We start from the raw sequence: 26214 nt of genomic DNA, 5'->3' as shown, positions 1-26214 counted from the left end.
TCTGTCGGTCTGTCCGAAGCGAGGCGGTTGGTCAGGGCTGGTAGCCAGACTTTTGAACGACGGGCGCCCACTGCGCCTTGTAGGCCTTGAGCATGGCGGCGGTCTGCGCCTGGGTGCTCACCACGGGGGTCATGCCCGAGTCCTTGAACTTGCGCTGGGTGTCCGGGTCTTGCATCACTTCGCGGATCATGTTGGACAGGCGTTCGACCTTGTCCTTGGGCATGGTGGCGGGCGCAAAGAAGGTGTTCCAGCCGGCGGCGGCCAAGTCGAGGCCGGCTTCCTTGAAGGTGGGAATGTCGGGCGCAAAGGGCGAGCGCTTGTTGCCGGAAAGCGCGAGGATGCGCAGCTTGCCCGCGCTGTGCTGCGGCAGCACCACGTCTTCGGTGTCGACCGAAATCGGCACCTGGCCGCCGATGAGGTCGTTCAGCAGCGGGGCCGAGCCGCGGTAGCCGATGATCTGCGTTTGCACCTTGGCCTTCTCGCCGACCATCAGGCCAAAGAAGTGCGGCAGGCTGCCGGTGGCGGGCACGCCCACGTTGGCCTGGTTGGGGTTGGCGCGCATCCAGGCGAGCAAATGGTTCAGTTCGCGCACCGGCAGGTGGGGCGAAACAGACAGCGCAAAGTCGTAGGCGTTGACGTGCGACACGGGCACGAAGTCGCGGTCGGGGTCGTAGTTGTTGTCCTTGAAGACGAGCGGCGCCACCACCATCACGGCGGGGTTGGCAAGCATCAGCACGTTCTGGTTGGCGGGGGTGTTCTTGACCTGTTGGGCTGCAAGGCGGCCGCCGGCGCCGGGTTTGTTGTCGACAACCACCGGCACGCCCAGGCGGGTTGCCAGCTTGTCGCCGACGATGCGCGCCACGCGGTCGGTGGCACCGCCCGGCGCGTAGCCGACCACGATGCGCAGCGGGCTGTCGAGCGTCTGGGCGCTTGCCTGGGTGGACACGGCAGCCATGGAGGCCATGAAGCCGGCTGCGGCAAGCAGCGCGGCAAGGCGGCGGGTAATGGGGGTGTTGTTCAGCATGTGGGTTCCTCCTCGTTCAGTCAGTTGTTTGTCGAATCAGTCGTTGGCCTGAAAATTCACGGCCTTCATGATGCCTGCCCAGCGTGCCGTGTCTTCGCGCATGGTCTTCAGTAGCGCCTCGCTGTTGTCGGCCACGGGGTACATGCCGTTTTGCAGCAGCTGCTGGCGCACTTCGCGCGTGTTGATGGCGCGGGTGATTTCGGCGCGCAGCTTGTCGACGATGGGCTGCGGCGTTTTAAGGGGCGCGTAATAGGCAAACCAGGCAGTGGCCACCACGTCCTTGTAGCCGCTCTCCACAAAGCAGGGCAGGTTGGGCATCAGCGGAGAACGCTTTTCGCCGCTGGTGGCCAGCACCTTCACGCGGCCCGAGGGCACCATCTGCTGGGCGCCGCCAACGGTGTCGAAGTAAACGGGCACCGAGCCGCCCATCACGTCTTGCCGCGCAGGGGTAGAGCCGCGGTAAGGCACATGAACCATCTTGAGCCCGGCCGCGCGGTTGAGCATTTCGCCCAAGAAGTGCGAAGGCGTTCCGGCGCCGTAAGAGGCAAAGCTCAGCTTGTCGCCCTGCGCCTTGGCCCAGGCGATGAACTCGGCCAGCGTATTGGCGGGCACGTCCTTGTGCACGACCAGCGCCAGCTCGAAGCGCGCCGCGTTGACGATGGGCACAAAGTCTTTGATCGGGTCGTACGAAAGCTGCCTGTAGGCGCTCGGAAACATGGTCATCATGCTGGCGGTGCCCAGCAGCAGGGTGCGGCCGTCGGGTGGCGCGGTTTTTACCGCTTCCACGGCAATGCGGCCCGCCGCGCCCGAGCGGTTGTCCACGATGAGAGGGCCGAGCGTGTCGCGCACCTGCTCTGCAATGGCTCGCGTCAGCACGTCTTGCGTGCCGCCGGCGGGCACGCCAATCAGCACCTTGATGGGCTGGCCGGGCGTGAAGGCCTGTGCGTTGGCCAATGGTGCAAGCGGAGCCAGCGCAAGGCCGCCCAGGGCGGCAACGATCTGGCGGCGGTCGAAATCAGGGCGGGGCATGTCGATGTCTCCGGTTCTCGTTCGGTGGCGCCGCTCGGCCCAGGTGCCGCGGCTGCGAACGACTTTAGAGACGCTACATTCGATTGATCTAATCAACCATCCCCCGGACTAACCCCCAATGACCGCGCCGCGCCGCCCGCTGGACGATTTGCTGCTGTACCGGCTGTCGCGCCTGCTGTCGGTGGCGGGCAGCATGGTCATCCGGCTGTGCGAGGGGCGCTTTGGCATTACGCGGCGCGAATGGCGGCTGGTTGCGGTGCTGGCAAGCCGCGGCGAGCTGAGCTCGTCCGAGCTGGCCGAGCATGCGCAGCTCGACCGGGCCCGCACCTCCAAGTCAGTGGGGTCGCTGGTTTCCAAGCAACTGGTGTCGCGCGTGGTGCGGCCGGGCGACCGGCGGCAGGTGCGGCTGGCCCTTACGGAAAGCGGGCAGGCGCTGTATGAAGAGCTTTTTCCGCTGGTCACGCAAATCAACGGCGAGCTGATGGGCGCGTTGGGCGAAGACGATGCGGCGCGGTTCGACGAGTGCCTGCGCCGCCTGCACACGCGCGCCGAGCGCATGGTCGAAGAAGCGGTGCTGCCCAAGGCAGACCGCGGCCGCCGTGGCGCGGGTGGCGCCGCTTCACCCCTGAAACCCCGCAAGCCCGAATGACCTCAGCCGCTGGAGAAACCACGCCGAACGAGCGGCAGCAAATGGTCGACGCGCTGCGCGGCTTTGCGCTGCTGGGTATTCTGGTGGTCAACATTGCAAGCTTTGCATCGACCTACTACGGCCTGGGCGTTCCCGATCCAATGGCCGTTTCTCTGGCCGACCGCAGCGCCTCGTTTGTGCGGGCCTTTCTGTTCGAGACCAAGTTCTACCTGCTGTTCTCGTTTCTGTTCGGCTACAGCTTCACGCTGCAAATGCGTGCGGCAGAACGAGACGGCAAGCCCTTTGTGCCGCGCATGGTGCGGCGCCTCGTGGGGCTGTGGGTCATCGGCGTGCTGCATGCCGTGGTGCTTTACTACGGCGACATTCTCACCACGTATGCGGTGCTGGGCGCCGTGCTGCTCTTGCTGCGGCGGCGCGGAGATGTGTTCATGGCCTGCGCAGCCATGGCGCTGGTGCTGGCAGTTTCGCTGGTGTGGGCCGGCGTCGGCCACATGTATTCGCAGATGGACATGCAAATGGCAACCCAGGCGGCCTACGCCGAGGCCGAGGCCGCGCTGGCCGCCTACCGCGCAACGCCCGCCTTGGTGGTGATGCAGCACCTGCGCGACCTTTCCCAGGTGTGGTGGGTCACCGGGCTGGTGCAGGCCCCGGCGGCGCTGGCCATGTTCTTTGCAGGGTTCATTGCGGGGCGGCGCGGGCTGCTCGCGCATGTAGAGGGGCACGGCAAGCTGCTGCGCAAGGTGGTGGTGTGGGGCTTGGCCATCGGCTTGCCGGGTGCGCTGGCGTACGGCCTTCCGGCCCTGCGGCTCGACGACGCGGTGCGCGAGCTCAGCGGCCTTGCAGTCACGCTGCTGACGGCGCCATTCCTCACTGCCGCCTACGCGGCCGGCATGCTGCTGGTGTTCCAGACCGGGCCCGGCCGCGTGCTGGCGCGGTGGCTGGCGCCGGCAGGCCGCATGGCGCTGTCGAACTACCTGCTGCAGTCGCTGGCGTGCGCGTGGATTTTTCTGGCCTACGGGCTGCGATGGATCGGAACCGTCGGGCCGCTGGCCAGCTTCGCAATTGCGCTGGCCATCTTTGCGGGCAACCTGGTGTTCAGCCGTTGGTGGATGCACCACTTCACCTATGGGCCGGTGGAGTGGCTGCTGCGGGCGTTTACCAACCTGCAGCTGCCGCCGCTGCTACGCCGCCGCAAGCATGCCGCAGGTCAGCGTGGCGACGGCACCGCGTGAAGTTGCGTTTCTTGCTGGTGTTGCCTGTCTTGCCTGCCGTCGCTTTCTATGCGCATGCGGGGCAAGAACTGCGGGTATTCGCGCTGCATGAAGTCGATGAGCCCTTCACGCACCTTGCAGCGTAGATCGAAGGCAAGGCTTGAATTGCCGGCGGTGCAAAGCACGCGAATCTGCATGGTGCGCTCGGTGGCGTCGGTTACCTGAAGGTTGAAAAACCGGCCGTCCCACTCTGGCGCCGACTTCACGATGCGCTCGACCTCTTCGCGCAGCGGCGGCAGCGGCATGCCGTAGTCTGCGTAGACGAAAACCGCGCCCAGCAGCTGCGACGAGCTGCGCGTCCAGTTCTGGAACGGCTTTTCTATGAAGTAACTCAGCGGCAAGATCAAACGCCGGTCGTCCCAGATCTTCACCACCACAAAGGTGCCGGTAATCTCTTCGACGCGGCCCCATTCGCCCTCGACGACCAGCACGTCGTCGATGCGTATGGGCTGGGCCAGCGCAATCTGCAGCCCGGCAATCAGGTTGCTGAACACCGGCTTGGCCGCCAGGCCGGCCACGATGCCGATCACCCCCGCCGATGCCAGCAGGCTGGCACCCACCTGCCGCGCATCGGGAAAGGTCATGAGCATCATCGCGCCGCCGGCCACCAGCACCATGGTCATGGCCGTGCGCGCGAGCACGCGGGTTTGCGTGAGCACCCGCCGCGCCTGCAGGTTGTCTGCCACGTCGTACGGGTGCTGCGCCAATACGCCGTCCGCAAAGCCGCTGATGGCCTTGACCGTGAGCCAGGTGGTGGCGGCAATCAGCAGCAGGCCGTTCAAGTGCCGTACGTTGCTGATGAACCGAAGATCGCTCGGCGCCGCCTGAAACACCAGCAGCAGCGCCACAAGAGGCAGCACCACACGGGCCACGGGCCTGCAGTTGATCACCATTGAATGCAGCGCGGGCGCCGGGCGGGTGATTCGCATAAGCACAAGGCCGCCGATGCGGTGGGCAAGCAGTGCGAGCGGAACGGCAACAAGGGCTGCGAGCCAGGTGCCGAACCAGGGGTGGGCAAGCATCTCTTGGGTCATTGAGCGGTGGTCGTGGCTTGTGTCTCCAGGGGTTGAAGAATTCGCGCCGCGTCGTCGCGCAGCTGCGTAGCGAGTGCCGTGGCCAGGTCGAGACGGCGCAGCAGCCAGGGGCTGATGTCGTTGTCGAAAGGATCTGGCAGGGGAATCGGGCCGCCCACGGTGGTGGAGCCGGGGCTTTCGGGCAACGTGGGACCGGTGGTGGGTGCGCTGCCGATGGCTGTCTCGATGCGCTGCGCAGTGCGCGCGAGCGGGCCTTCGATTTCGCCCGGAGTGAGCCGGTCGCGCCGCAGCACGAGCATCGATTTTACGGCGCTCAGTTGTGCGAGCAACTGGTAGCTGTGTGCCTGCAGGTGCTCCAGCGGCTCGAGCGGCGGCTGCACCGCCCGCGGCTCTGAGAGCGAACGCTGCGTGGCCTGCACCAGCGCCGAAAGGCTGTCGTAGGCCTCGCGGCGCGCAAGCCGCCATTCGAGCTCGGGGCTGCTGTCGACCGCCTGCAGTTGGCCCAGGCCAAGCGCCAAGCGTGCATGGCGCGCCTGCGCGGTGAGCGTGCGCGCCACCAGCGCCGGAATCTGCCCGCGCTCCCATGAGGGCAGCACGTAGCAAAAGCCCCAGGCCACCGCGGCGCCGATGAGCGTGTCGGCAATGCGCTCGAACAGCGCAAAGATGGGCGCTGCGCCGGTGTTGAGCATGTGCGCCTGCAGCAAGCCGAGCACCGTGGCCGCCACTGCAGTGATGAGGTAGCGCCGCACCGCAAAGCTGTGCGCAATGGCCTGCGACACGGTAACCACGGCCAGCAGCAGCAGCGGCGACGGATGCGCGGAGAGCAGCCCCACCGCCAGCACGCAGCCCAGCAGCGTGCCCGCCACGCGGCTGTTGCGCCGCTCCAGCGTTTGCGAAAGGCTGCCGCGCAGCACCACCACAATGGTCAGCAAGATCCAGTAGTCGTGCGAGCCCCAGGGCAGCGACACCGCAATGGCATAGCCCGTTGCAATGGCCAGCGCTGCGCGAATGGCATGCCGCAGCGGCGGTGCGTCCCAGCTCCACAGCGTAAGAAAGGGCCGCAGCGACCAGTCGGTCGGGCTCACGAACATCTGCCAGTTGGCACGCACCACGGCCAGGTTGGGCTCCGCGTCGCCGCGTGCCATGGCCGAAAGGCGCAGCACCTCGTCGTTGATGTGGCCGATGCGGCTTGCCAGGCCGCGCGCGAGCATCGCGGCGTTGGGGCCGGGCATGCCGTGGCTTGCCAGGTGTTCTTCGGCAGGAAGGCGAATCGATGCAAGGCGCGGCCGGCGGTCAGCCACCGGCTCGGGTGTGCGGGCCATCAACAGCGAATCGGCCAGGGCGGTGGTTTCGTCGGCCAGCTCTTCGAGCACGCGGCGCATTTCAATGAGCGCCTCCGCATGCGCGGGGTGGCTCTTGAGCGCGTCCAGGTCGAGCTCGCTCGCAAGCAGCTGGTCGCGCATTTCGAGCACGATCACCAGCATGGCGGCCAGCCGCTGCCGGCGCGGCGTACGCGGCGACTCGAGCACGATGTCGCGCGTGGCCTGCAGCTGGTCGGCCAGTGCGGCCTGCTCGCGCAGCAACCGGCCAAGCAAGGGTGCGGGGGTTTCGCGAATGTCGCTGGTGTCGTCGCGCGGCGTGAACTGGGTGGCCTCGGTGCGCATCAGCGCGGCCAGCGAATACAGCACGTCCGACACCGACTGCACGCGATAGCGGGCGTTGAGCGCATGGTTGGCCAGCGTGGCCCAGATCACGTACAGGCCCGCGCCCAGGCCGAAGTGCCAGGTGCGCTGCAATGCCTCGGCCATGCCGCTCGGCGCAGGCGTGGCCATCGAGAAAATCATCGAGAACATCACCGCAATGGCAATGGGAATGCCGCGCTTGCCCCACGCCATGGCCAGGAAGGCGATGAAGGTGGCTGGCACCAGCACCAGGCCAAGGCGAATGGGCGCCGTGTGCAGCAGCTGCACCAGAAAGAAGAGCGGCAGGCCGATCAGCGGGGCCGGCAGCATTTGAAAGAACTTGCCGCGGCGCGGGCCGGGCAGGTCGGGCGGGGCCGTGACGATCACGCCCACTGCGGCTGCCGAGGCCGCTATGGTGCCCAGCCAAAAATGCGCGCCGGCCGAGATGACCAGCAGGCCGAGCGCAACGCTGAAGCCGTTGGCGACGTATTGGCTCAGCGCAACACGCAGCGCCGCACGAAACCTGAGGGCAGCACCGGGCCCCTGCATCACTTGCCGGAAGCGTCGCCTTCGGAAGGGCTGCCGTCGGCAGGCGCGTCGCGGCGAATGCGCGTGAGCTTGCGCGACACCGGTGCTGCCGGCGCGGCTGCAGGAGCGGGCGCGTCGCCGTCGAGCGATGCGGCGGGCAGGTCGGGCACCGTGCTGCGCGCGTACAGGTCGACCGATTCGTCGGCATTGGGCCGCGCTGCGGCAGAGACGGCGCGCACGCGGTCGCTGGCGCGCATCTTGTCGTCGATGCCGGCAAACTTGGAGTATTTGGCAAGCAGCGGCACCAGTTGGCCGTAGATGCGCGGGGCGCCGGCCAGGCATTCGCGCTGTTCCAGAAAGTCGGGCTCACCCGTGAAGTTGCCAATCAGGCCGCCGGCCTCGGTCACCAGCAGCGAACCCGCGGCCACGTCCCAGGGGTTGAGGCCGGTTTCAAAGAAGGCTTCGGTAAAGCCGGCTGCCACGTAGGCCAGGTCGAGCGCGGCCGCGCCCGGGCGGCGCAGGCCCGCCATGCGCGGCATCATGTCGGCCATGATGGCCAGGTACTGCTTGAAGTTGTCGCCCGTGCGAAACGGAAAGCCGGTCGAAACAAGGCATTCGCTGAGCTTGGTGCGCTTCGAGACGCGAATGCGGCGCTCGTTCATGTAGGCGCCGCGGCCCTTGGTGGCGGTGAACAGGTCGTTGCGGCTCGGGTCGTAAATGACCGCCTGCTCGATCTTGCCGCGCACCGACAGCGCAATGGAAACGCAGTAGACCGGAAAGCCGTGGATGAAGTTGGTGGTGCCGTCGAGCGGATCGATGATCCAGACGTAGTCGGAATCTTTTGCACCATGCTCGGTGCCCGATTCTTCGGCCAGGATGCCGTGCCCCGGGTATGCGCCAAGCAGCGTTTCAATAATGGCTTGCTCGCTGGCGTGGTCGACTTCGGTGACGAAGTCGTTGACCTGCTTTTGCGAAATGCGCACGGCCTCGACGTCGAGGGCGGCGCGGTTGATGATGGCGCCGGCGGCGCGTGCGGCCTTGACGGCCACATTGAGCATGGGATGCAGGTTGGGGGACGACATTCTGGATTGTGAGAAGAACGGTGGAGGAGGTCCCCTGGAGGCGACCCTGCGGCCCGGCGATGCGGGCGGCGAGAATCGGTCATTTTACCGGCTCCGCCCGTTTCGTGCCTCCAAACCCTCCATGCGCACCCGTTTTATCCTGATCCAGACCAGCCACGCAGGCAATGTGGGCGCCGCCGCCCGCGCCATGAAGACCATGGGTTTCGACGACCTGGTGCTGGTAACGCCCCGGTGGGCCAACGTGCTGCGGCGGGAAGAAACCATCCAGCGGGCAAGTGGCGCGCTCGACGTGCTGAACAACGCCCGCATCGTCGAAACGCTGGACGAGGCGCTCGACGGCGTAACCCACCTGTGCGCCACCGCCATGGTGCCGCGCGACTTCGGCCCGCCCACGCGCACCCCGCGTGAGCACCTGGAGCCGCTGGCAAAGCAGGGCGACCAGCATGTGGCCTTTCTCTTCGGCTCCGAGCGTTTCGGCATGCGCAACGAAGACGTCTACCGCTGCAACGTGGCGCTGAGCATTCCGACCGACCCCAAGTTCGGCTCTCTCAACCTGGGCGCCGCCATCCAGGTGATTGCCTATGAATGGCGCCTTGCCTTGGGCGGCTACGCGGTGCGCGACGCCACGGCGCCGGTGCAGGCGGCCGATGCGAAGGCGGTGGCCGGCATGCTCGACCACTGGGAGCGTTCGCTGGTGGACATCGGCTTTCTGGACCCCGAGGCGCCAAAGAAGCTGATGCCCCGGCTGCAGCAGCTTTTCAACCGTGCCCAGCCCACGCCCGAAGAGATCCACATCCTGCGCGGCATCGCCAAGGCCATGGCCGACGCGGCCAACGGCCCGCGCAAGGGCTAAAACCCCATCGCGCGTGCGCGAAGACGGCCGGCCTTAGACTGCGCGGCCCCTATCGATATAACGACAACAAAGGCAGCGATGTTCTCTCGTGTGCGCGCCGACATCCGGTGCATCCTCGAACGCGACCCGGCCGCGCGCAGCGCCTGGGAAGTGATCACGGTCTACCCCGGCTTTCATGCCGTGGTGCTGCATCGCTGGGCGCACGCTTGTTGGACGCACGGTTTCAAGTGGCCGGCCCGCTTCATCGCGCACGTGGCGCGCTGGCTCACGGGCATCGAGATTCATCCGGCCGCCAAGATCGGCGAGCGGGTGTTCTTCGACCATGCCATGGGCGTGGTGGTGGGCGAGACCGCCGAAATCGGCGACGGCTGCACCATCTACCAGGGCGTGACGTTGGGCGGCACCTCGCTGTACAAGGGCACCAAGCGCCACCCGACGCTGGGCCGCAACGTGGTGGTGAGCGCGGGAGCCAAGGTGCTGGGCGGGTTTGTCGTTGGAGACGGCGCCAAGATCGGCAGCAACGCGGTGGTCATCAAGCCGGTGCCTGCGGGCGCAACGGCGGTGGGCATTCCGGCACGCATCATTCCGTCGAAGGCCGGTGAGAGCGCCGATGTGGCCGCGCCGCAAAAGTTTTCTGCCTACGGCATCACGCAGGACGACGACCCCCTGAGCCAGGCCATGCGCGGGCTGATCGACAACGCCGCGGGGCAAGAGCACCAGATCGCGCTGCTGTGGCAGGCCATCGAAAAGCTGTCTGCGCATCCCGGTACCAAGGACTGCGTTCCGTGTGATGCGGCGCTTGACGAGAGCTTCGAGGCGGAGAAGCTGACCCAACTGATCGGCAAGTAGCCTCAGCCGGAACGCTTCGCGGCAGGGGTGTTGTGCAGCGACCCATGCACATGCCCTGCGTGCTGCCCAAAGGGCTCTGCCGCGGTCGAGGCGGTGTCCAGCTCTTGCAGGATGCCGCAGTTCTGCGCCGACTCAGGTCCGCAGCATTGCTGGCGCAGGGCCTTCAACTGCTTCTCCAGCAGCTTGAGTTCAGAAATGCGGGCGGCCACGTGGCCGATGTGGTCGTCCAGCAGCTGGTTGACCCGGCCGCAGTCTTCGTCCGGCGCATCGCGAAACCGCAGCAGGCTTCGGATTTCTTCGAGCGTCATGTCCAGCGAACGGCAGCGGCGAATAAAGCCCAGCCTCTGCGCATGCTCGTCGTCGTAGATGCGGTAGTTGCCTTCGGTGCGCGCGGGCTCGGGCAGAAGCTGCTCGCGCTCGTAGTACCGGATGGTTTCCACCGGCGTGTTCGCGACCTTGGCCAGTTCTCCGATTTTCATGATGCGGCAAGAACGAAGTGAAGGAATTTGCCGTTTGACTCTACACCTGCTTCAGGGTTTCCAATTGCCTTCATGACGAAGCAGAATGCCCTGAAACCCCTGGCGCCGCACGCCCATGCCCCTGTCGAAACGGCCTGCTGCGGCAACTCCGCCTGCGGATCGACAACTGCTGCCCCCACGGCTGCTGTCGATACCGCCGATGTTCCGAAGGGCGCATTGCTCTTTCGCATTCCCACGATGGATTGCGCTGTGGAAGAGTCCGAGATCCGCCGCGCACTCGAGCCCGTTCGCGGCATCAGCGGGCTGCGGTTTCGGCTCGGCGAACGCACCATGGCCATCACGGCCGATGGCGCTGCGTTGCCCGATGCGCTGGCAGCCATTCGAAAGGCGGGTTTCAAGCCGGAGCCGCTGAACGACATGGCGGGCGGGCAGCCTGCTGCCATTGGCGCAGGGCGCGCCACCGGCCTCATGACGCCGGAGCTCTTGCGGCTGGTTGCCGCGTTGGTGCTGGCCATTGCGGCCGAAACCATTTCTTTTCTTGCACCGGAGGGTGCCGCGTTCACTGCGGTGGAAATGGCGCTTGCGCTGGGTGCCATCGGCCTGGCCGGTCTCGACACCTACAAGAAAGGCTTTGCTGCACTGGTGCGCGGGCGGCTCAACATCAACGCCTTGATGGCAGTGGCCGTGACGGGCGCCTTTTTGATCGGCCAATGGCCCGAGGCCGCCATGGTGATGGCGCTCTACGCCATTGCCGAAATGATCGAGGCACGCGCCGTCGACCGTGCGCGCAATGCCATCCAGGGCTTGCTCGCACTGGCGCCCGAGCAAGCCGAGGTGCGGCAGCCCGACGGCAGCTGGAAGACGGCAAAGGCCGACTCCGTGGCGCTTGGGGCCACTGTTCGCATTCGCCCCGGCGAGCGCGTGCCGCTGGACGGCGTCGTTACCGAAGGCACGAGCGCCATCGACCAGGCGCCCGTCACCGGCGAGAGCATTCCGGTCGACAAGTCGGTCGGTGACGCCGTGTTCGCGGGCACCATCAACCAGACGGCCGCGCTCGAATTTCGGGTGACGGCCGTGGCGGCCAACACCACGCTGGCCCGCATCATTCATGCGGTTGAAGAGGCGCAAGGTTCGCGCGCCCCCACGCAGCGCTTCGTCGACAAGTTTGCGGCGGTCTACACGCCTGCGGTTTTCGTGCTGGCCATTGCGGTGGCGCTGCTCACGCCCTGGCTCATGGGCTGGGGCTGGATGCAGGCCGTCTACAAGGCGTTGGTGCTGCTGGTTATTGCGTGCCCTTGCGCACTCGTCATCTCGACGCCGGTGACCGTGGTGAGCGCGCTGGCCTCGGCCGCGCGGCGCGGCATCCTGATCAAGGGCGGCACCTACCTCGAAGAGGCGCGCAAGCTCAAGGCGGTGGCGCTCGACAAGACGGGCACCATCACCGAAGGCAAGCCGCGGCTGGTCGAGTCGAGCCTGCTTGGAGCCGCGGCTGACAAGGATGCGATCTTCGCGGTTGCTTCAAGCATTGCAGGCCGCTCGGACCACCCGGTCTCCAAGGCCATTGCCGAGGGCCTGAAGCTCCAACCGCTGGAGGTTGGCGATTTCACGGCCCTGCCCGGACGCGGCGTGCAGGCCACGCACGAGGGCCGGGGCTACGTGCTTGGCAACCACCGGCTGATGGAGGAGCGGGGGCTGTGCAGCCCGGCGCTCGAAGCCGAACTGAAGCGCCATGAAGAAGCAGGGCGCACGGTCACGCTTCTGGCTTCTGGCAATGAGGTACTCGCGTTGTTTGCGGTGGCCGACACCATCAAGCCCTCTTCGCGAGCTGCAATGGCAGAGCTGCGCGCGCTTGGCGTTACGCCCGTGATGCTGACCGGCGACAACGCCGCCACGGCCAGTGCCATCGGCGCGCATGCGGGCATCGAAGACGTGCGCGGCAACCTGCTGCCCGAAGAAAAGCTCGAAGCCGTCAAGGCGCTCCAGCAGCGTCACGGCATGGCCGGCATGGTGGGCGACGGCATCAACGATGCGCCCGCGCTCGCGCAGGCGAACATCGGTTTTGCAATGGGCGGCGCCGGCACCGACACGGCCATGGAGGCCGCGGACGTGGTCATCATGAACGACGACCTGCGGCGCCTGCCCGAAACCATTCGCCTCTCGCGCCGCGCACATTCGGTGCTTTGGCAGAACATCACGCTTGCGCTGGGCATCAAGGGCGTGTTCTTCGTGCTTGCGGTGTTCGGCAGCGCGACCATGTGGATGGCGGTGTTTGCCGACATGGGCGCGAGCCTGCTGGTGGTGGCCAACGGGTTGCGGCTGATGCGCATGCCGAAGACGAGCGACGGCGGCTGACGCAGCCAGCTGCAGGTGGCCGAAGCTCTGGTCTCACCAGCGCGCGGCCCATTTCTCAAGCGGCAGGCGCGTCGCGTTGCACACGTAGCTCACGGCGTGGTACCAGCCCGCAAGCATCATCAGCTCGATGAGTTGCGGCGGGCTCCAGTGGGCGCCCAGAGCCTCCCAGAGCGCATCGTCCACATGGCTGGTGTCGTGCAGCTGGTCGACCAGCTGAACCAGCAGGCGGTCCCGGGGTGCGAGCAGTTCGAGGTCTGCGGTGGCCGAGGCCATCACGCGCCGGTCGGTGGCGCTGAAACCCGCGGCATCGCCAAAAGCGGCAATGTGTACACCCCATTCGTACTCTGCGCCGCAGCGTGCGCACGTGCGCGTGATCACCACCTCGCGGTCGTGCAGGTCGATTGCCGCTTTGCGGCCAAGGAGATACCGGCCGAGGCCCAGCGTGCGCTCTGCCAGTTCGGGGTTGATGGCCAGCACGCGGAACAGCGCCAGAACTTCTGCTCTTCCGGGCGGGTTCATTCGCGCCAGCAGGTCGGCAATCGGCTCGGGGTAGGGCGCTTCGAGCGGTTGGATGCGGGGCGCGCTGTTGTCTGTTGTCGCGAGGGTCGTCATGGTCGAATCCTTCGTAGAATGCGGGTCAAATCGCTACGAAAAGCGTAGCGATGTTTGCAGTCTATCGCTACGGAATGCGTAGCGCAAGAGAAGTCCGGGACCTGATTTTTTGAGACGCCATTCATGAGCAAACCCGAATCTGCGCAAGAGCCAACGGCCGCTACCGCATCGCGCCGCCCGGTAATGCGGCTGCTGGAGCAATTGGGGCGCAAGGGCACGCTGCGCATCTTGTGGGAGCTGCGCGACGGCATGCCGCAAAGCTTCAGGGCCTTGCGTGTGAGCACGGGGGACATGTCGCCCTCGGTGCTGAACGACCGGCTCAAGGAACTGCGCGCGGGCGGAATCGTCGTGCTGGCCGATGCGGGCTACCTGCTGACCGAATCGGGCGGTGAGCTCGTGAAGCGGCTCAAGCCGCTCAACCAATGGGCCGACCGCTGGTTCGAGGCGCCCGAACAAAACTAACATCGCGTATTCCCCTTCACCCGCGCTCCGGTCCATGTCCGCCACCTCTCTCCTGCTGCAACTCATCGTCATCCTGAGCACCGCGCGCATCTGCGGCTGGGTGCTCCGCCATGTGGGCCAGCCGAGCGTGGTGGGAGAAATGGCGGCCGGCCTGATGCTCGGGCCGGTGGTCATGGGGGCGCTGTTCCCCTCGTTGCATGCGCAGCTTTTCTCCAAGAGCCACCTCGAAGGGCTCTCGTCGCTTTCGACAGTGGGCCTGGTGCTCTTCATGTTCGTGGTGGGGCTCGAACTGCGCGCAAGCCAAGGCGTGCGCGCGCAATTGAAGGCGGCGGGCTACGTGGGTGCGCTCAGCGTGGCCGTCCCAATGGTGCTCGGCCTTGCAATCTCTCCGGCATTGCATCCGGCGCTGGCGCCTGCGGGCGTGGGCTTCTGGCCTTTTGCGCTCTTCATGGCAGCGGCGCTTTCGATCACCGCCTTTCCCGTCATGGCGCGCATCCTGAAAGACCGCGGCCTCACGCGCACGCCGTTCGGCCAGCTTTCGCTGAGCGCGGCGGCCGTGGTCGATGTGTTCGCGTGGATCTTGCTGACGCTGGTGGTGGCGCTTGCCGGCGCGGGCGACGGCTACACGGGCCTTCTCAAGACCACCGCCGGCGTGGTCGTGCTGGTGGCCGTGCTGTTCTTCGGCATGAAGCCGGCTTTTGCATGGCTGCTGCGCACGCGCGCCCCCAACGGCGAGCCGTCGACCACCATGATGGCTTCGCTCATGATCGGCCTCTTGGTCTGCGCGCTGGCGACTGAGTGGCTGCATCTGCATGCCGTGTTCGGCGCCTTCCTGTTCGGCGCCTGCCTGCCGCGCGACGACCGTTTGCTGAGTTCGCTCACGCAGCGTATCGAGCCGATTTCCATCGTGGTGCTGATGCCGCTGTTCTTCGCCCTGGCGGGGCTTGGTACCACCGCCAACGCTTTCTCTGGAGCGAGCGTGGGCGCCATGCTGCTGATCGTCGGGGTGGCCACTCTCGGCAAGTTGGCCGGCGGTGCCATTGGCGCGCGCATGGCCGGCTACGGTTGGCGCGACAGCCTGGCGACTGGCTCGCTCATGAATGCACGCGGGCTCATGGAACTCATCGTGATGAAGATCGGCCTGGACGCCGGCCTGATCGGCCCCGAACTCTTCACCATGCTGCTGGTGATGGCGCTGGTGACCACCGCAATGACGGGGCCGCTCATCAACCTGGTGATGGGCCGCACCAAGGCGCCCGCCGCCACGCTGGACGAAACGCCGGCTCGCGCAAAGCCCTAGTGGGCAGCTGTTGCGGCCGGCCGCTTGCTCAAGGCCATGACCGGTTCTCGAGCACGTAGCCGCTGCCGCGCACGGTGTGCAGCAGCTTCAGGTCGAAAGGATCGTCGATCTTGCTGCGAAGCCTGCGAATGGCTACTTCGACCACATTGGTGTCGCTGTCGAGCGTGGTGTCCCACACCTCTTCGGCAAGGGTGCTGCGCGTCACGATCTGTCCGCTTTGGCGCAGCAGCACGGCCAGCAGCGTGAACTCCTTTGCCGTGAGATCGATGCGCTGGTGGTTGCGAACGCACTTGCGGCTTGCGAGGTCGAGCTCCAGGTCGGCGAGCCGGTAGGTGGTGGCGTCATTCGGCTTGCCCCGTTGCAGCAGGGCTCGCACCCGCGCCAGCAGTTCGGGCAGAGTGAAGGGTTTGACGAGGTATTCGTCGGCACCCTGGCGCAGGCCGTTCACACGGTCTTCGACCCTGTCTCGCACGGTGAGCACCAGCACGGGCACTGTGCTGGTGCGCCGTATGGCGCGCAGCACGGCAAAGCCGTCGGCGCCCGGAAGCACGGCATCGAGAAGGATCAAGCCGTAGTCGTGCTCCGCGGAAAGGTAGCGGCCCTTGGCACCATCGCGCGCAACGTCGACTGCATACCCGTTCTCCTCCAGGCCCTTCTTCAGCTGGTCTCCCAACTGGGGCTCGCCTTCAATGACCAGAATTCGCATCGGCGGATGTTAGCCAGGGGGGTGGGTGGTGGAACGGGTGCGATCTTGTCGTCTGAATGAAGGACAAGGCGCCTGCCGCGTGTGGTGCATTGCGCCACGGGCCTGCAAACCGAAGGGGCAATGCAGGAGGTGTGCCACATGCCGCCGATATACTTTTGAGACGATGCGCCGCTGGCTCCAGATCTTCCTGCTGTTCCTGCTTCCGTTCCAGTTCAGCTGGGCTGCGTCGGCTGCGTATTGCCAGCATGAGCGCGATCTGCAGCCCCGCCATTGGGGCCATCACGAGCATGAGCCGGATGCGAACAGCCACGGCAGCGCACGTGCCGACGACACGCAGAAGAGCCCGGCCACGCAACCGAACGTCGTGCTCGGAGATTGCGCGGCCTGCCACCTGGGCCACGCGCAGCATCTGCCTTCCGCGGCGGAGCAGGGGCAAGGCCTGCCTGCGTTTGCACGCACATTTCGTGTCATGCGAACGGAGCACTTTGTCTCGCACATTTCTGAAGTGCCCGTGCGCCCTGCAAGACATCTCGCCGCCTGATTCGGCGAGAGAACAACCTGCACCCCTGATACACCGCATCAGCTGAGCTCTCGCCGGATTCCCCGCCCGTTGTTTTGCAACCCAGGAGAATTCGATGCGCACGCTCTTCGTGCCGCTGGCCGTTTTGGCCTTGGCGGCGCCCCCGGCATTTTCACAATCCGATGCCGGTTCCAATCCTTTGCCGCAGTTGCCGTTGCGGCAGATCACTGCACGCACGGTGGAGCCCGCGGGTCCGCTGGACCTGCGCAGTGCCCTTGCGCTCGCACAGCGCTTCAACCCCGGGCTTTCGTCAGCCACGCGCGAGCATGAGGCCACCGATGCGGCCGTGCTGCAGGCCGGCGCCTGGCCCAACCCCGTGCTCGAGGCGCAGGTGGAAGACCTGCGCCGGGACAACCGCACCACCACGCTGCTGCTGAGCCAGCCCATCGAGTTGGGCGGCAAGCGCGCAGCCCGCGTGACGGCGGCCGAACGCGCGCGCGACCAAGCCGCCTCGGCATTGCTTGCGCGGCGCGCCGAGTTGCGCGCATCGGCGATCACCCTGTTCTTCGAAGTGCTGGTTGCGCAGGAGCGCCTGCGCCTGGCGCGGGACTCTGCGGGCCTTGCAGGGGCGGCAACCCGGGCGGCTGCCCACCGCGTGGCCGCCGGCAAGGCCGCGCCGCTCGAAGAGACTCGCTCGCGCGTGGCCGAGGCCGGCATCCAGGTCGAACTGCAGCAGGCAGAGGGCGCATTGCGCTCTGCGCGCCGCCAGCTCACCGCGTTGTGGGGCAACCCGGAGCCGCGCTTCACGCAAGCGGAGGGGGCTGTCGATCGGCTACCGCCGGTCGAGCCGGCACAAGACGTGGAGAAGCGGCTTGCCGCAGCGCCCGCGCTCCGCCAGGCACGGCTCGAAGTCGAGCGGCGCCAGGCGCTTTCGCAACTGGAGCAGGCCCGGCGCGTGCCCGACATCACCGTATCGCTCGGTGCCAAGCGTGTGCCCGCCGACGAGGGCATGGGCAGCACCGGCGGCCGCAACCAGGTGGTGGTGGGTGTGTCGGTGCCACTGCCGATTTTCGACACCAACCGCGGCAACGTGGCCGAGGCACTGAGCCGCGAAGACAAGGCGCGCGACGACCTTGCCGCGGCCGAGTTGCAACTGGGCGCCGATGCAGCCCAAGCAGCGGAGCGCCTGCGTTCGGCACGCGCCACGGCGCAGACGCTGCAGCGCGATGCATTGCCCGGGGCCGAGGCCGCCTCCAAGGCTGCTGGCAAGGGCTTCGAGCTCGGCAAGTTCAGCTTTCTTGAGGCGCTGGATGCGCAGCGCACGCTCTTCCAGGTGCGCAACCAGTACCTGCTGGCCGTGGCCGACGCGCACCGCGCAGCCAGCGAACTCGACAAGCTGCTGGGCACCGAAGGCGACGAAAACCCGCGCGCGGCCGACGTTGCGCGCTGACAAGGAATTGACATCATGAACACGGAAGAACGAAACACGCCCGCCGGGCGCATCGGCAAGAAGCAGTGGATGGCGATCGTGGCGGTGCTGGTCCTCGGCATTGCCGCGGGTGCGTTGATCTTGCGCACCGCGCCCGCCAAGCCCGAGGCCGGCGGACATTCGGAAGCGTCCGAGCATGCCGAAGGCGGGCACCATGAGGAAGAAGGCAAGGCGGAGGAAAAGGACCACGATCATGAGCACGGACATGGTCACGCTTCGGGCAACGCCGGCAAGGAACAGGCAAAGGGCGAGCACAAGGAAGGCGAAGAAAAAATCGCTTTCACCGACGAGCAGGTCAAGGCCGCCGGTGTGGCCGTCGAGAGCGCCGGCCCCGCGCGCATCAAGTCATCGGTGCAACTGCCGGGCGAGATCAAGTTCAACGAAGACCGGACCGCCCATGTGGTGCCGCGCGTGGCGGGCGTGGTCGAAAGCGTATCGGCCAACCTTGGGCAGGAAGTGAAGCGCGGCCAGGTGCTGGCGGTGCTCTCCAGCCCGATGCTCTCGGAACAGCGCAGCGAGTTGCAGACGGCGCAGCGCCGGCTCGAGCTGGCCCGCACCACCTACCAGCGCGAGAAGAAGCTGTGGGAAGAAAAGATCTCTGCCCAGCAAGACTACCTGCAGGCGGAGCAGGCCATGCAGGAGGCGCAGATTGCCGTGGCCAACGCCAACCAGAAGCTGCTGGCGCTAGGCGCCACGCCGGCCTCGTCGGCTCTTGGCCGCTACGAGCTGCGCGCACCGTTCGACGGCATGGTGGTCGAAAAGCACATCTCGCTCGGCGAGGCGGTGAAGGAAGACGCCAGCGTGTTCACCATCTCCGATCTTTCGACTGTGTGGGCCGAGATCAGCGTGGCTGCCAACCACCTGAACCTGGTGCGCATCGGCGAGCCGGCGACCATTCGTTCGAGCGCCTTCGAGCAGTCGGCCAGCGGCACGGTGTCGTATGTGGGCTCGCTCATCGGCGCACAGACGCGCACGGCCACGGCCCGCGTCACGCTGACCAATCCGCAGCGCGTGTGGAGGCCGGGGCTTTTCGTGAATGTGGAGCTGGTTTCGTCCGAGGCGGACGCTCCCGTGACGGTAGCGGCCGACGCGGTGCAGACGGTGGAAGAAAAGCCCACCGTCTTCCTCAAGGTGCCCGGCGGCTTCATGCCGCAGCACGTGCAGACCGGCCGCAGCGACGGCCAGCGGATCGAGATCGTGGGCGGCCTGAAGCCCGGCGCCGCCTATGCCGCCAGCGGCAGCTTCGTCGTCAAGTCGCAGCAGGGCAAGAGCTCTGCCACGCACACGCACTGAGGAACGCCGCATGTTCGAACGAGTCATCCGGTTTTCCATCGAACAGCGCTGGCTGGTGTTGCTGGCCGTGCTCGGCATGGCCGCGCTCGGCGTCTTCAGCTACCAGAAGCTGCCCATCGACGCGGTGCCCGACATCACCAACGTGCAGGTGCAGATCAACACCGCTGCGCCCGGCTATTCGCCGCTCGAGGCCGAGCAGCGCGTGACCTACCCCATAGAGACGGTGATGGCCGGCCTGCCGGGCCTGCAGCAGACCCGCTCGCTTTCGCGCTACGGCCTTTCGCAGGTGACGGTGATCTTCGAAGACGGCACCGACATCTACTTTGCGCGCCAGCTGGTGAACGAGCGCATCCAGTCGGCGCGCGAGAGCATGCCGGCCGGCATCTCGCCGGTGATCGGGCCGATCTCTACCGGGCTGGGCGAAATCTACCTCTGGACAGTGGAAGCGGACGAGGGCGCGAAGAAGGCCGACGGCACGCCCTACACGCCGACCGACCTGCGCGAGATCCAGGACTGGATCATCAAGCCGCAGCTGCGCAACGTGAAGGGCGTGACCGAGATCAACTCCATCGGCGGCTATGCCAAGGAGTTCCAGGTGGCGCCCGATCCCGCCAAGCTGCTGGCGCACGGCCTCACCATGACCGAGCTGGTCACCGCGCTGGAGCGCAACAACGCCAACGTCGGCGCGGGCTACATCGAGAAGCGCGGCGAGCAGTACCTCATTCGCGCGCCGGGGCAGGTGAAGTCGGCCGAAGACATCGGCAACGTGATCCTGGGCAACGCCAACGGCATTCCGCTGCGCGTGCGGGACGTGGCCGAAGTGGGCATCGGCCGGGAGCTGCGCACCGGCGCGGCCACCGACAACGGCCGCGAGGTGGTGCTGGGCACGGTGTTCATGCTGATCGGCGAGAACAGCCGCACCGTGTCGCAGGCGGTCGACAAGAAGATGCAGGAGATCAATCGCACGCTGCCCGCGGGTGTGAAGGCGGTGACGGTGTACGACCGCACCGTGCTGGTCGACAAGGCCATTGCCACGGTGAAGAAGAACCTCTTCGAAGGCGCGGTGCTGGTCATTGCGGTGCTGTTCCTGTTTCTCGGCAACATGCGCGCGGCGCTGATCACGGCGCTGGTCATCCCGCTGTCGATGCTCTTCACCTTCACCGGCATGGTGAACCAGAAGATCAGCGCCAACCTCATGAGCCTGGGGGCGCTGGACTTCGGCATCATCATCGACGGGGCGGTGGTGATCGTGGAAAACTGCGTGCGGCGCCTCGCGCATGCACAGGCCAAGCTCGCGCGGCCGCTCACACGCAGCGAGCGCTTCCATGAAGTGTTTGCGGCATCGCAAGAAGCCAGACGCCCGCTGCTGTTCGGCCAGCTGATCATCATGATCGTGTACCTGCCGATCTTTGCGCTCACGGGTGTCGAGGGCAAGCTGTTCCACCCGATGGCTTTCACCGTGGTGATTGCACTGCTGGGCGCGATGATCCTGTCGATCACCTTCATTCCGGCAGCCGTGGCGCTCTTCATCGGCAACAGGGTGAGCGAGAAAGAGAACCGCCTGATGCAGTGGGCCAGGCGCGGCTACGAGCCGCTGCTGGCGCGCGTGATGACGGCCAAGCCGCTGGTCATCACCATGGCTTGTGTCGCCGTGGTGCTTTCGGGCTTGCTGGCCATGCGGCTGGGCACGGAGTTTGTGCCGAGCCTGGGCGAGGGCGACTTTGCGGTGCAGGCGCTGCGTATACCGGGCACCAGCCTCACGCAGTCGGTCGAGATGCAAAGGCAGATCGAACGCACGCTGAAAGAAAAGTTTCCGGAAATCGAGCGCGTGTTTGCGCGCACCGGCACGGCGGAGATTGCGTCGGACCCGATGCCGCCGAACGTCTCGGACGGGTACGTCATGCTCAAGCCCGAGAGCGAGTGGCCGGCGCCTCAAGGTGCATCTCGCCGCACGCGCGCCGAACTGCTTGCCGCCGTGCAGGAAGAGGTTGAAAAGCTGCCGGGCAACAACTACGAGTTCTCACAGCCGATCCAGTTGCGCTTCAACGAACTGATCTCGGGTGTGCGCAGCGACGTGGCCGTAAAGATCTTCGGCGACGACATGGCGGTGCTGGACAAGACGGCGGCCGAGGTGTCGGAAACGTTGAGCAAGATCTCAGGTGCCGCAGAAGTGAAGGTCGAGCAGACCACCGGCCTGCCGATGCTCACCGTGAACATCGACCGCAGCAAGACGGCGCGCTACGGACTCAACGTGGGCGACGTGCAAGAGGCGATTTCCATTGCGGTGGGCGGCCGCGAGGCGGGCACGCTGTTCGAGGGCGACCGGCGCTTCGACATCCTCGTGCGCCTGCCCGAGAACCTGCGCACAGATCTGGAGGCGATCAAACGCTTGCCGATCGCGCTGCCCAAGGGCAATGGCGCCGAGGCGCAGCAGCGCACCAGCTTCATTCCGTTGGGCGAGGTGGCCGCGCTGGATCTTGCGCCCGGCCCGAACCAAGTCAGCCGAGAAGACGGCAAGCGCCGCATCGTGGTGAGCGCGAACGTGCGCGGCCGCGACCTCGGCTCGTTCGTGGCCGAAGCCGAGGAAGCCATGCGCAAGGTGAGCATTCCACCCGGCTACTGGACCGCCTGGGGCGGTCAATACGAAAACCTGGCCTCGGCCACCGAGCGGCTGCAGGTGGTGGTGCCGGTGTCGCTGCTGCTGGTGTTCACGTTGCTGTTCGCGATGTTCGGCAACCTGAAGGACGGTCTGCTGGTGTTCACCGGCATTCCGTTCGCACTCACGGGCGGCATCGTGGCGCTGTGGCTGCGCGGCATACCGCTGTCGATCTCGGCGGCGGTGGGTTTCATCGCGCTCTCCGGCGTGGCGGTGCTCAACGGGCTGGTGATGATTTCGTTCATTCGCAACCTGCGCGAGGGCGGGTTGCCGCTCGATGCGGCAATTCGCGAAGGTGCGCTCACGCGGTTGCGGCCGGTGCTGATGACCGCCCTGGTCGCTTCGCTGGGTTTCGTGCCAATGGCCATTGCCACGGGCACCGGCGCCGAGGTGCAGCGGCCGCTGGCAACGGTGGTGATCGGCGGCATCCTGTCGTCTACCGCGCTGACGCTGCTGGTGCTGCCCTTGCTCTATCGCTGGGCGCACCGGCGCGACGAGGAAGACGGGCGCGAAGCCCGGCTTCTCAGTTCCTGATCGCCGACTTGGGCCTGAAGGCCTTGCAGACCGAATCGTCGGTTTCGAGGTACGGCCCGCCAATCAGGTCGATGCAGTACGGCACCGCCGCGAAGATGCCCGGCACGACCTGCTTCCCGTCGGTATCCTTCAGCCCTTCGAGCGTTTCCGCAATCGACTTCGGCTGCCCCGGCAGGTTGATGATCAGGCTCTTGTCGCGAATGACCGCCACCTGGCGCGAAAGGATGGCGGTGGGCACGAAGCGCAGGCTGATCTGGCGCATCTGCTCGCCGAAGCCGGGCATTTCCTTGTGGGCCACGGCCAGGGTGGCCTCGGGCGTTACGTCGCGCAGGGCCGGGCCGGTGCCGCCGGTGGTCAGCACCAGCGAGCAGCCGGCGTCTACCAGCTCGATGAGCGTGGCGCTGATGAGCGCCGCTTCGTCGGGAATGAGCCGGGATTCGAAATCGATGGGGTTCTTGAGCGCACGGCCCAGCCAATCCTTGAGCGAGGGCAGGCCCTTGTCTTCGTAGGTGCCGCTGGAGGCACGGTCGCTGATGGAGACGATGCCGATGCGGATGGAGTCAGGTGTGCTCATGGTGTTGCTCCTTCCCCTTTCGGGGGAAGGTTGGGATGGGGGCAGCCAGGGTGCCCGATGGATGCGCCGCTTGCCCCCACCCCGGCCCTCCCCCGGGAGGGGAGGGAGAAAGGCAAGTGGCTCACGCGTTGTCTTCCCGGTCTTGCGCAGCAGCAGCCGCAGCATGGTCCGCGCCGCCGTGCACCGACAACTCCGCGCGCACCAGCTGAAAGATCTCGCGATAAGCCTTGCCCTGGCGGGGCGCCTCACCGGCGGGACCGGTCTTCATGTCCTTGCGGGCCTGGCGCACCAAGGCGCGCAGCTGCTGCGAATCGGTGCCGGGGTGCGTTTCGATCCAGCCGCCCAGCGCGTCATCGTCGGCAATCAGCCGGTCGCGCCAGCGTTCGGCCTCGTGCAGGGCGGCGGCTTCGGCCGCGGGCACGGTGTTCTGCTCGGCCAGGGCCTGTTTCACGGCTTCCAGCGCCTCGGGTTCGAGCTTGCGCATCAGCTTGCCGATGAACTGCATCTGGCGGCGCTTGCCCTCGAAATTGGTAATGCGCTTGGCCTCGGCCACGGCGTCGATCAGCTTTTCGTCCAGCGGCAGCGCGTCGAACAGGCCGGCGCGCAGGCCGAGCAGTTCGGTGCCCAGCTTTTGCAGTTCGTCGCTTTCGCGCTTCAGGTCGGTACGGCTGGCTTCGTCGGTGCCCTTGAGCTCGCGCTTGAGCTCCAGGTCGAGCTCGCTGCCTTCGGCAACGAACTGGCCACGGACGAAATAGCCTTTTTTGGGTTTGCGGGACATGGGGTGGATTCTGGGCCGCCCCGTGCGGCGTTGCAACGCGTGCAATGCAGAGGGGCGAGCCGGGGGAAACGGAAAATAGGGGGCGCAAGTATCATAGCCACCACATGACGACATCTTCCTCGCGCGCCGATTCCGGCTTCGCCTACAGCCGCTCCTTCTTCGAAAACCTGGTCGACACGGCCCTGGCCCACGCCAAAAAGCTCGGTGCAACCGATGCCGGCGCCGAGGCCTCCGAGGGCTGCGGCCTCAGCGTCTCGGTTCGCAAGGGCGAACTCGAAAACGTCGAGCGCAACCGCGACAAGTCGCTGGGCATCACGGTCTACGTGGGCCACCGCCGCGGCAACGCCAGTACCTCCGACTTTTCCGAGGCCGCCATCGCCCAGACCGTGCAGGCTGCCTACGACATTGCCCGCTTCACGGCTGAAGACCCCGTGAGCGGTCTTCCCGACGAGGAAGACATTGCCAAGGTCCACCCCGAACTCGACCTGTTCCACCCCTGGGACGTGACGAGCGAGCAGGCCGCCAAGCTGGCGCTGGAATGCGAAGCCGCGGCGCTTTCGACCGACAAGCGCATCACCAACAGCGAAGGCGCGGGCGTTTCGGCCCAGCAGAGCCACTTCTTCAGCGCCCACACGCACGGTTTTCGCGGCGGCTATGCCAGTTCGCGGCATTCGATTTCGGTTGCACCCATCGCCGGCAAGGGCGACGACATGCAGCGTGACTCCTGGTACAGCTCCATGCGCTCGGCCGACGAACTGGCCAGCCCGCAGGCCGTGGGCCGCTACGCCGCCGAACGGGCGCTGAGCCGGCTCAAGTCGCGCAAGATCAAGACCACCGAATGCCCGGTGCTGTTCGAGTCGCCGCTGGCCGTCGGCCTGTTGGGCGGGCTGGTGCAGGCCGTGAGCGGCGGGGCGCTGTACCGCAAGAGCACCTTCCTCCTGGATTCGCTCGGCAAGCCGGTGCTGCCCAAGCACGTGGACGTGGCGGAAGACCCGCATGTGATGCGCGGCAAGGGCAGCTCGCCGTTCGACGACGAAGGCGTGATCACCCGTGCGCGCAAGGTGGTGGATGCCGGCCGGCTCGAAGGCTACTTTCTGTCGACCTATTCGGCACGCAAGCTCGGCATGAAGACCACCGGCAACGCCGGCGGCTCGCACAACCTGACGCTGAGCTCGCGCCTCACCAAATCCGGCGACGACCTCGACGCCATGCTGGCCAAGCTCGGCACCGGCCTGTTCGTGATCGAGCTGATGGGCCAGGGCGTGAACTACGTGACCGGCGACTATTCGCGCGGTGCCAGCGGCTTCTGGGTCGAGAAGGGGCGCATCGCCTTTCCGGTGCAGGAGATCACCATTGCGGGCAACCTGAAGGACATGCTGATGGGCATCGAGGCCATCGGCGCCGATGCCTACACCTTCGGCGCGAAGACCACGGGCTCGGTGCTGATCAACCGCATGAAGGTGGCCGGCAGCTGAGGCTGGCCACCTTCTGCGATCAGACGATCCGGACCGAAAGGTTCGGCAGGCCGTCGATGTGGATCTCGATCACGTCGCCGCGCACCACCGGGCCCACATTCTCCGGCGTGCCCGAATAGATGATGTCGCCGGGCATCAGCTCGAAGGCCTGCGACAGGCGACTGATCTGCTCGGCCACCGACCAGATCATGTGCTTGAGCGTGGCGTTCTGCTTGGTCTGGCCATTCACCTTGAGCCAGATTGCCCCGTCGGTGTAGTGGCCGACCTTGGCCACCGGATGAATCGGGCCAATGGGTGCCGACTTGTCGAAGCTCTTGCCGATTTCCCAGGGCTTTTTCTGGTCGCCCATTTCGCGCTGCAGGTCGCGGCGGGTCATGTCCAGGCCCAGTGAATAGCCGTAGACGAGGCCCAGCGCGTCTGCTGGCGCGATGTCGCGGCCGCCCTTGCCGAGCGCCACGACCAGCTCGACCTCGTAGTGGTAATTTTTGGTGAGCGTGGGGTAGGGGTGATCGGCCACCGTGCCGGGCGTGACGACCTGGATCGCGTCCGTGGGTTTCTGAAAGAAGAACGGCGGCTCGCGGGTGGGGTCTGACCCCATTTCGCGCGCATGAGCCGCGTAGTTGCGGCCGATGCAGTAGATGCGGCGTACCGGAAACGCCTGCTCGCTGCCGACGATTGGAACCGTGGTCTGCGCCACCGCAAAAGGCGTTTGCGGCGCGCGCGATGCACCGGCCGGAATGGCGCAGCCGGCCACTGCGCCGGCAGCAATGGCTGCGGAGCCGGCCAGCAGGCCGCGTCGTGAACTGGACATGATCTTTGTCTCCTGAATCCTTGAATGGGCGATGAAAGCCGGCCGCGGCCAGCCGGGCCATTCTGGAGCGCACTGCCGCCGCGTTCTTGCACGCATCTACGCAAAAACAGGACGCAAGCAACACCGGCCATTCACCTTGCGGTGGCCGGGCGTGGGCTTACCATCGCGCCAT

The 26214-nt window shown here is 66.4% G+C and carries 23 protein-coding genes; 12 read left to right on the top strand and 11 right to left on the bottom strand.

What is annotated here, in order from left to right; genetic code table 11:
• Nucleotides 1–31: 31 nt before the first annotated feature.
• Together QHG62_RS18185 and QHG62_RS18180 are read right to left on the bottom strand one after the other, a co-directional pair.
• Nucleotides 32–1024 (bottom strand): Bug family tripartite tricarboxylate transporter substrate binding protein, encoded by a 993-nt coding sequence (locus tag QHG62_RS18185; RefSeq protein WP_432445538.1) that lies wholly within the window; start codon nt 1022–1024, stop codon nt 32–34.
• 36 nt (nt 1025–1060) lie between these two features.
• The gene (locus QHG62_RS18180) at nt 1061–2053 is read right to left on the bottom strand and encodes a Bug family tripartite tricarboxylate transporter substrate binding protein (RefSeq protein WP_281146933.1); all 993 of its coding nucleotides are present in this window, start codon (nt 2051–2053) and stop codon (nt 1061–1063) included.
• Nucleotides 2054–2171: 118 nt separating this feature from the next.
• Here QHG62_RS18180 and QHG62_RS18175 point away from each other — a divergent pair, with 118 nt between their 5' ends.
• Nucleotides 2172–2702: a MarR family winged helix-turn-helix transcriptional regulator gene (locus QHG62_RS18175; RefSeq protein ID WP_281146932.1), complete on the top strand. Its 531-nt coding sequence runs from the start codon at nt 2172–2174 to the stop codon at nt 2700–2702.
• On the top strand, nt 2699–3934 hold the full coding sequence (locus QHG62_RS18170; protein ID WP_281146931.1) for a DUF418 domain-containing protein: 1236 nt from the start codon (nt 2699–2701) through the stop codon (nt 3932–3934). The genes QHG62_RS18175 and QHG62_RS18170 overlap by 4 nt, the downstream gene beginning before the upstream one ends.
• On the opposite strand, the gene QHG62_RS18165 is transcribed toward QHG62_RS18170, so the two are convergent.
• Genes QHG62_RS18165 through QHG62_RS18155 form a run of 3 tightly spaced genes read right to left on the bottom strand, consistent with a single transcriptional unit; the run spans nt 3910 to nt 8299 of the window.
• Entirely contained in the window at nt 3910–5007 is a 1098-nt protein-coding gene (locus tag QHG62_RS18165) for a mechanosensitive ion channel family protein (RefSeq protein ID WP_281146930.1), read from the bottom strand. The two genes, QHG62_RS18170 and QHG62_RS18165, sit on opposite strands and share 25 nt — an antisense overlap.
• Nucleotides 5004–7238, bottom strand: coding sequence for an FUSC family protein (locus tag QHG62_RS18160; RefSeq protein ID WP_281151703.1), 2235 nt, complete (start codon nt 7236–7238; stop codon nt 5004–5006). The genes QHG62_RS18165 and QHG62_RS18160 overlap by 4 nt, the downstream gene beginning before the upstream one ends.
• Nucleotides 7238–8299, bottom strand: coding sequence for an inositol monophosphatase family protein (locus tag QHG62_RS18155; protein WP_281146929.1), 1062 nt, complete (start codon nt 8297–8299; stop codon nt 7238–7240). Before QHG62_RS18155 ends, QHG62_RS18160 begins: the two co-directional genes overlap by 1 nt.
• Before the next feature lie 121 nt (nt 8300–8420).
• Here QHG62_RS18155 and QHG62_RS18150 point away from each other — a divergent pair, with 121 nt between their 5' ends.
• A complete protein-coding gene (locus QHG62_RS18150; RefSeq protein WP_281146928.1) occupies nt 8421–9152 on the top strand; it encodes an RNA methyltransferase in 732 nt (243 codons plus the stop codon).
• Between the two features lie 57 nt (nt 9153–9209).
• A complete protein-coding gene (gene cysE, locus QHG62_RS18145; protein ID WP_281151701.1) occupies nt 9210–10001 on the top strand; it encodes a serine O-acetyltransferase in 792 nt (263 codons plus the stop codon).
• 2 nt (nt 10002–10003) lie between these two features.
• Here the strand turns inward: cysE and cadR are convergent, their stop codons facing one another.
• Entirely contained in the window at nt 10004–10480 is a 477-nt protein-coding gene (gene cadR, locus QHG62_RS18140; protein ID WP_281146927.1) for a Cd(II)/Pb(II)-responsive transcriptional regulator, read from the bottom strand.
• Between the two features lie 72 nt (nt 10481–10552).
• Between cadR and QHG62_RS18135 the strand changes: the two genes are divergently transcribed.
• Complete coding sequence (locus QHG62_RS18135; RefSeq protein WP_281146926.1) at nt 10553–12832, top strand: heavy metal translocating P-type ATPase; 2280 nt, start codon at nt 10553–10555, stop codon at nt 12830–12832.
• Between the two features lie 33 nt (nt 12833–12865).
• Here QHG62_RS18135 and QHG62_RS18130 read toward each other — a convergent pair whose 3' ends face one another.
• A complete protein-coding gene (locus QHG62_RS18130) occupies nt 12866–13444 on the bottom strand; it encodes a carboxymuconolactone decarboxylase family protein (protein ID WP_281146925.1) in 579 nt (192 codons plus the stop codon).
• A 123-nt stretch (nt 13445–13567) separates the two neighbouring features.
• Between QHG62_RS18130 and QHG62_RS18125 the strand changes: the two genes are divergently transcribed.
• Nucleotides 13568–13906, top strand: a complete 339-nt coding sequence (locus QHG62_RS18125) for a winged helix-turn-helix transcriptional regulator (protein WP_281146924.1) — start codon at nt 13568–13570, stop codon at nt 13904–13906.
• Nucleotides 13907–13940: 34 nt separating this feature from the next.
• On the top strand, nt 13941–15206 hold the full coding sequence (locus QHG62_RS18120; protein WP_281146923.1) for a cation:proton antiporter: 1266 nt from the start codon (nt 13941–13943) through the stop codon (nt 15204–15206).
• Nucleotides 15207–15234: 28 nt separating this feature from the next.
• Here QHG62_RS18120 and QHG62_RS18115 read toward each other — a convergent pair whose 3' ends face one another.
• A complete protein-coding gene (locus tag QHG62_RS18115; protein ID WP_281146922.1) occupies nt 15235–15912 on the bottom strand; it encodes a heavy metal response regulator transcription factor in 678 nt (225 codons plus the stop codon).
• 163 nt (nt 15913–16075) lie between these two features.
• On the opposite strand from QHG62_RS18115, the gene QHG62_RS18110 reads away from it, so the two are divergent.
• The 4 genes from QHG62_RS18110 (at nt 16076) to QHG62_RS18095 (ending at nt 22404) form a co-directional block, all read left to right on the top strand.
• Nucleotides 16076–16453 (top strand): hypothetical protein, encoded by a 378-nt coding sequence (locus tag QHG62_RS18110; protein ID WP_281146921.1) that lies wholly within the window; start codon nt 16076–16078, stop codon nt 16451–16453.
• Nucleotides 16454–16547: 94 nt separating this feature from the next.
• Nucleotides 16548–17882 carry a TolC family protein gene (locus QHG62_RS18105; protein ID WP_281146920.1) on the top strand — a complete coding sequence of 445 codons (1335 nt, stop codon included), beginning with the start codon at nt 16548–16550 and terminating at the stop codon, nt 17880–17882.
• A gap of 15 nt (nt 17883–17897) precedes the next feature.
• On the top strand, nt 17898–19214 hold the full coding sequence (locus QHG62_RS18100) for an efflux RND transporter periplasmic adaptor subunit (RefSeq protein WP_281146919.1): 1317 nt from the start codon (nt 17898–17900) through the stop codon (nt 19212–19214).
• A gap of 10 nt (nt 19215–19224) precedes the next feature.
• Nucleotides 19225–22404 (top strand): efflux RND transporter permease subunit, encoded by a 3180-nt coding sequence (locus QHG62_RS18095; protein WP_281146918.1) that lies wholly within the window; start codon nt 19225–19227, stop codon nt 22402–22404.
• Here QHG62_RS18095 and mog read toward each other — a convergent pair.
• Nucleotides 22394–22978 (bottom strand): molybdopterin adenylyltransferase, encoded by a 585-nt coding sequence (mog, locus tag QHG62_RS18090; protein WP_281146917.1) that lies wholly within the window; start codon nt 22976–22978, stop codon nt 22394–22396. The two genes, QHG62_RS18095 and mog, sit on opposite strands and share 11 nt — an antisense overlap.
• A 121-nt stretch (nt 22979–23099) precedes the next feature.
• The gene (gene yjgA, locus QHG62_RS18085; RefSeq protein WP_281146916.1) at nt 23100–23756 is read right to left on the bottom strand and encodes a ribosome biogenesis factor YjgA; all 657 of its coding nucleotides are present in this window, start codon (nt 23754–23756) and stop codon (nt 23100–23102) included.
• Nucleotides 23757–23860: 104 nt separating this feature from the next.
• Here yjgA and pmbA point away from each other — a divergent pair, with 104 nt between their 5' ends.
• Nucleotides 23861–25231: a metalloprotease PmbA gene (gene pmbA / locus QHG62_RS18080; protein ID WP_281146915.1), complete on the top strand. Its 1371-nt coding sequence runs from the start codon at nt 23861–23863 to the stop codon at nt 25229–25231.
• 19 nt (nt 25232–25250) lie between these two features.
• Here the strand turns inward: pmbA and QHG62_RS18075 are convergent, their stop codons facing one another.
• Complete coding sequence (locus QHG62_RS18075) at nt 25251–26042, bottom strand: fumarylacetoacetate hydrolase family protein (RefSeq protein ID WP_281146914.1); 792 nt, start codon at nt 26040–26042, stop codon at nt 25251–25253.
• Between the last annotated feature and the right edge of the window lie 172 nt (nt 26043–26214).

The organism is Variovorax paradoxus (genome assembly GCF_029919115.1).
GTDB lineage: Bacteria > Pseudomonadota > Gammaproteobacteria > Burkholderiales > Burkholderiaceae_C > Variovorax > Variovorax paradoxus_O.
The sequence above is the reverse complement of the archived record's forward strand: the minus strand, read 5'-3'. Positions and strand labels throughout refer to the sequence as shown.

What these genes read in the sequence shown, in the direction of transcription:
- QHG62_RS18135 (WP_281146926.1), top strand. Translation starts at nt 10,553, where the DNA reads ATGACGAAGCAGAATGCCCTGAAACCCCTGGCGCCGCACGCCCATGCC.
- QHG62_RS18160 (WP_281151703.1), bottom strand. Translation starts at nt 7,238, where the DNA reads ATGCAGGGGCCCGGTGCTGCCCTCAGGTTTCGTGCGGCGCTGCGTGTT.
- QHG62_RS18165 (WP_281146930.1), bottom strand. Translation starts at nt 5,007, where the DNA reads ATGACCCAAGAGATGCTTGCCCACCCCTGGTTCGGCACCTGGCTCGCA.
- mog (WP_281146917.1), bottom strand. Translation starts at nt 22,978, where the DNA reads ATGAGCACACCTGACTCCATCCGCATCGGCATCGTCTCCATCAGCGAC.
- QHG62_RS18095 (WP_281146918.1), top strand. Translation starts at nt 19,225, where the DNA reads ATGTTCGAACGAGTCATCCGGTTTTCCATCGAACAGCGCTGGCTGGTG.
- QHG62_RS18185 (WP_432445538.1), bottom strand. Translation starts at nt 1,024, where the DNA reads ATGCTGAACAACACCCCCATTACCCGCCGCCTTGCCGCGCTGCTTGCC.
- QHG62_RS18175 (WP_281146932.1), top strand. Translation starts at nt 2,172, where the DNA reads ATGACCGCGCCGCGCCGCCCGCTGGACGATTTGCTGCTGTACCGGCTG.
- cadR (WP_281146927.1), bottom strand. Translation starts at nt 10,480, where the DNA reads ATGAAAATCGGAGAACTGGCCAAGGTCGCGAACACGCCGGTGGAAACC.
- QHG62_RS18100 (WP_281146919.1), top strand. Translation starts at nt 17,898, where the DNA reads ATGAACACGGAAGAACGAAACACGCCCGCCGGGCGCATCGGCAAGAAG.
- yjgA (WP_281146916.1), bottom strand. Translation starts at nt 23,756, where the DNA reads ATGTCCCGCAAACCCAAAAAAGGCTATTTCGTCCGTGGCCAGTTCGTT.
- QHG62_RS18075 (WP_281146914.1), bottom strand. Translation starts at nt 26,042, where the DNA reads ATGTCCAGTTCACGACGCGGCCTGCTGGCCGGCTCCGCAGCCATTGCT.
- QHG62_RS18120 (WP_281146923.1), top strand. Translation starts at nt 13,941, where the DNA reads ATGTCCGCCACCTCTCTCCTGCTGCAACTCATCGTCATCCTGAGCACC.
- QHG62_RS18150 (WP_281146928.1), top strand. Translation starts at nt 8,421, where the DNA reads ATGCGCACCCGTTTTATCCTGATCCAGACCAGCCACGCAGGCAATGTG.
- QHG62_RS18180 (WP_281146933.1), bottom strand. Translation starts at nt 2,053, where the DNA reads ATGCCCCGCCCTGATTTCGACCGCCGCCAGATCGTTGCCGCCCTGGGC.
- QHG62_RS18125 (WP_281146924.1), top strand. Translation starts at nt 13,568, where the DNA reads ATGAGCAAACCCGAATCTGCGCAAGAGCCAACGGCCGCTACCGCATCG.
- QHG62_RS18110 (WP_281146921.1), top strand. Translation starts at nt 16,076, where the DNA reads ATGCGCCGCTGGCTCCAGATCTTCCTGCTGTTCCTGCTTCCGTTCCAG.
- QHG62_RS18155 (WP_281146929.1), bottom strand. Translation starts at nt 8,299, where the DNA reads ATGTCGTCCCCCAACCTGCATCCCATGCTCAATGTGGCCGTCAAGGCC.
- QHG62_RS18130 (WP_281146925.1), bottom strand. Translation starts at nt 13,444, where the DNA reads ATGACGACCCTCGCGACAACAGACAACAGCGCGCCCCGCATCCAACCG.
- QHG62_RS18105 (WP_281146920.1), top strand. Translation starts at nt 16,548, where the DNA reads ATGCGCACGCTCTTCGTGCCGCTGGCCGTTTTGGCCTTGGCGGCGCCC.
- QHG62_RS18115 (WP_281146922.1), bottom strand. Translation starts at nt 15,912, where the DNA reads ATGCGAATTCTGGTCATTGAAGGCGAGCCCCAGTTGGGAGACCAGCTG.
- pmbA (WP_281146915.1), top strand. Translation starts at nt 23,861, where the DNA reads ATGACGACATCTTCCTCGCGCGCCGATTCCGGCTTCGCCTACAGCCGC.
- QHG62_RS18170 (WP_281146931.1), top strand. Translation starts at nt 2,699, where the DNA reads ATGACCTCAGCCGCTGGAGAAACCACGCCGAACGAGCGGCAGCAAATG.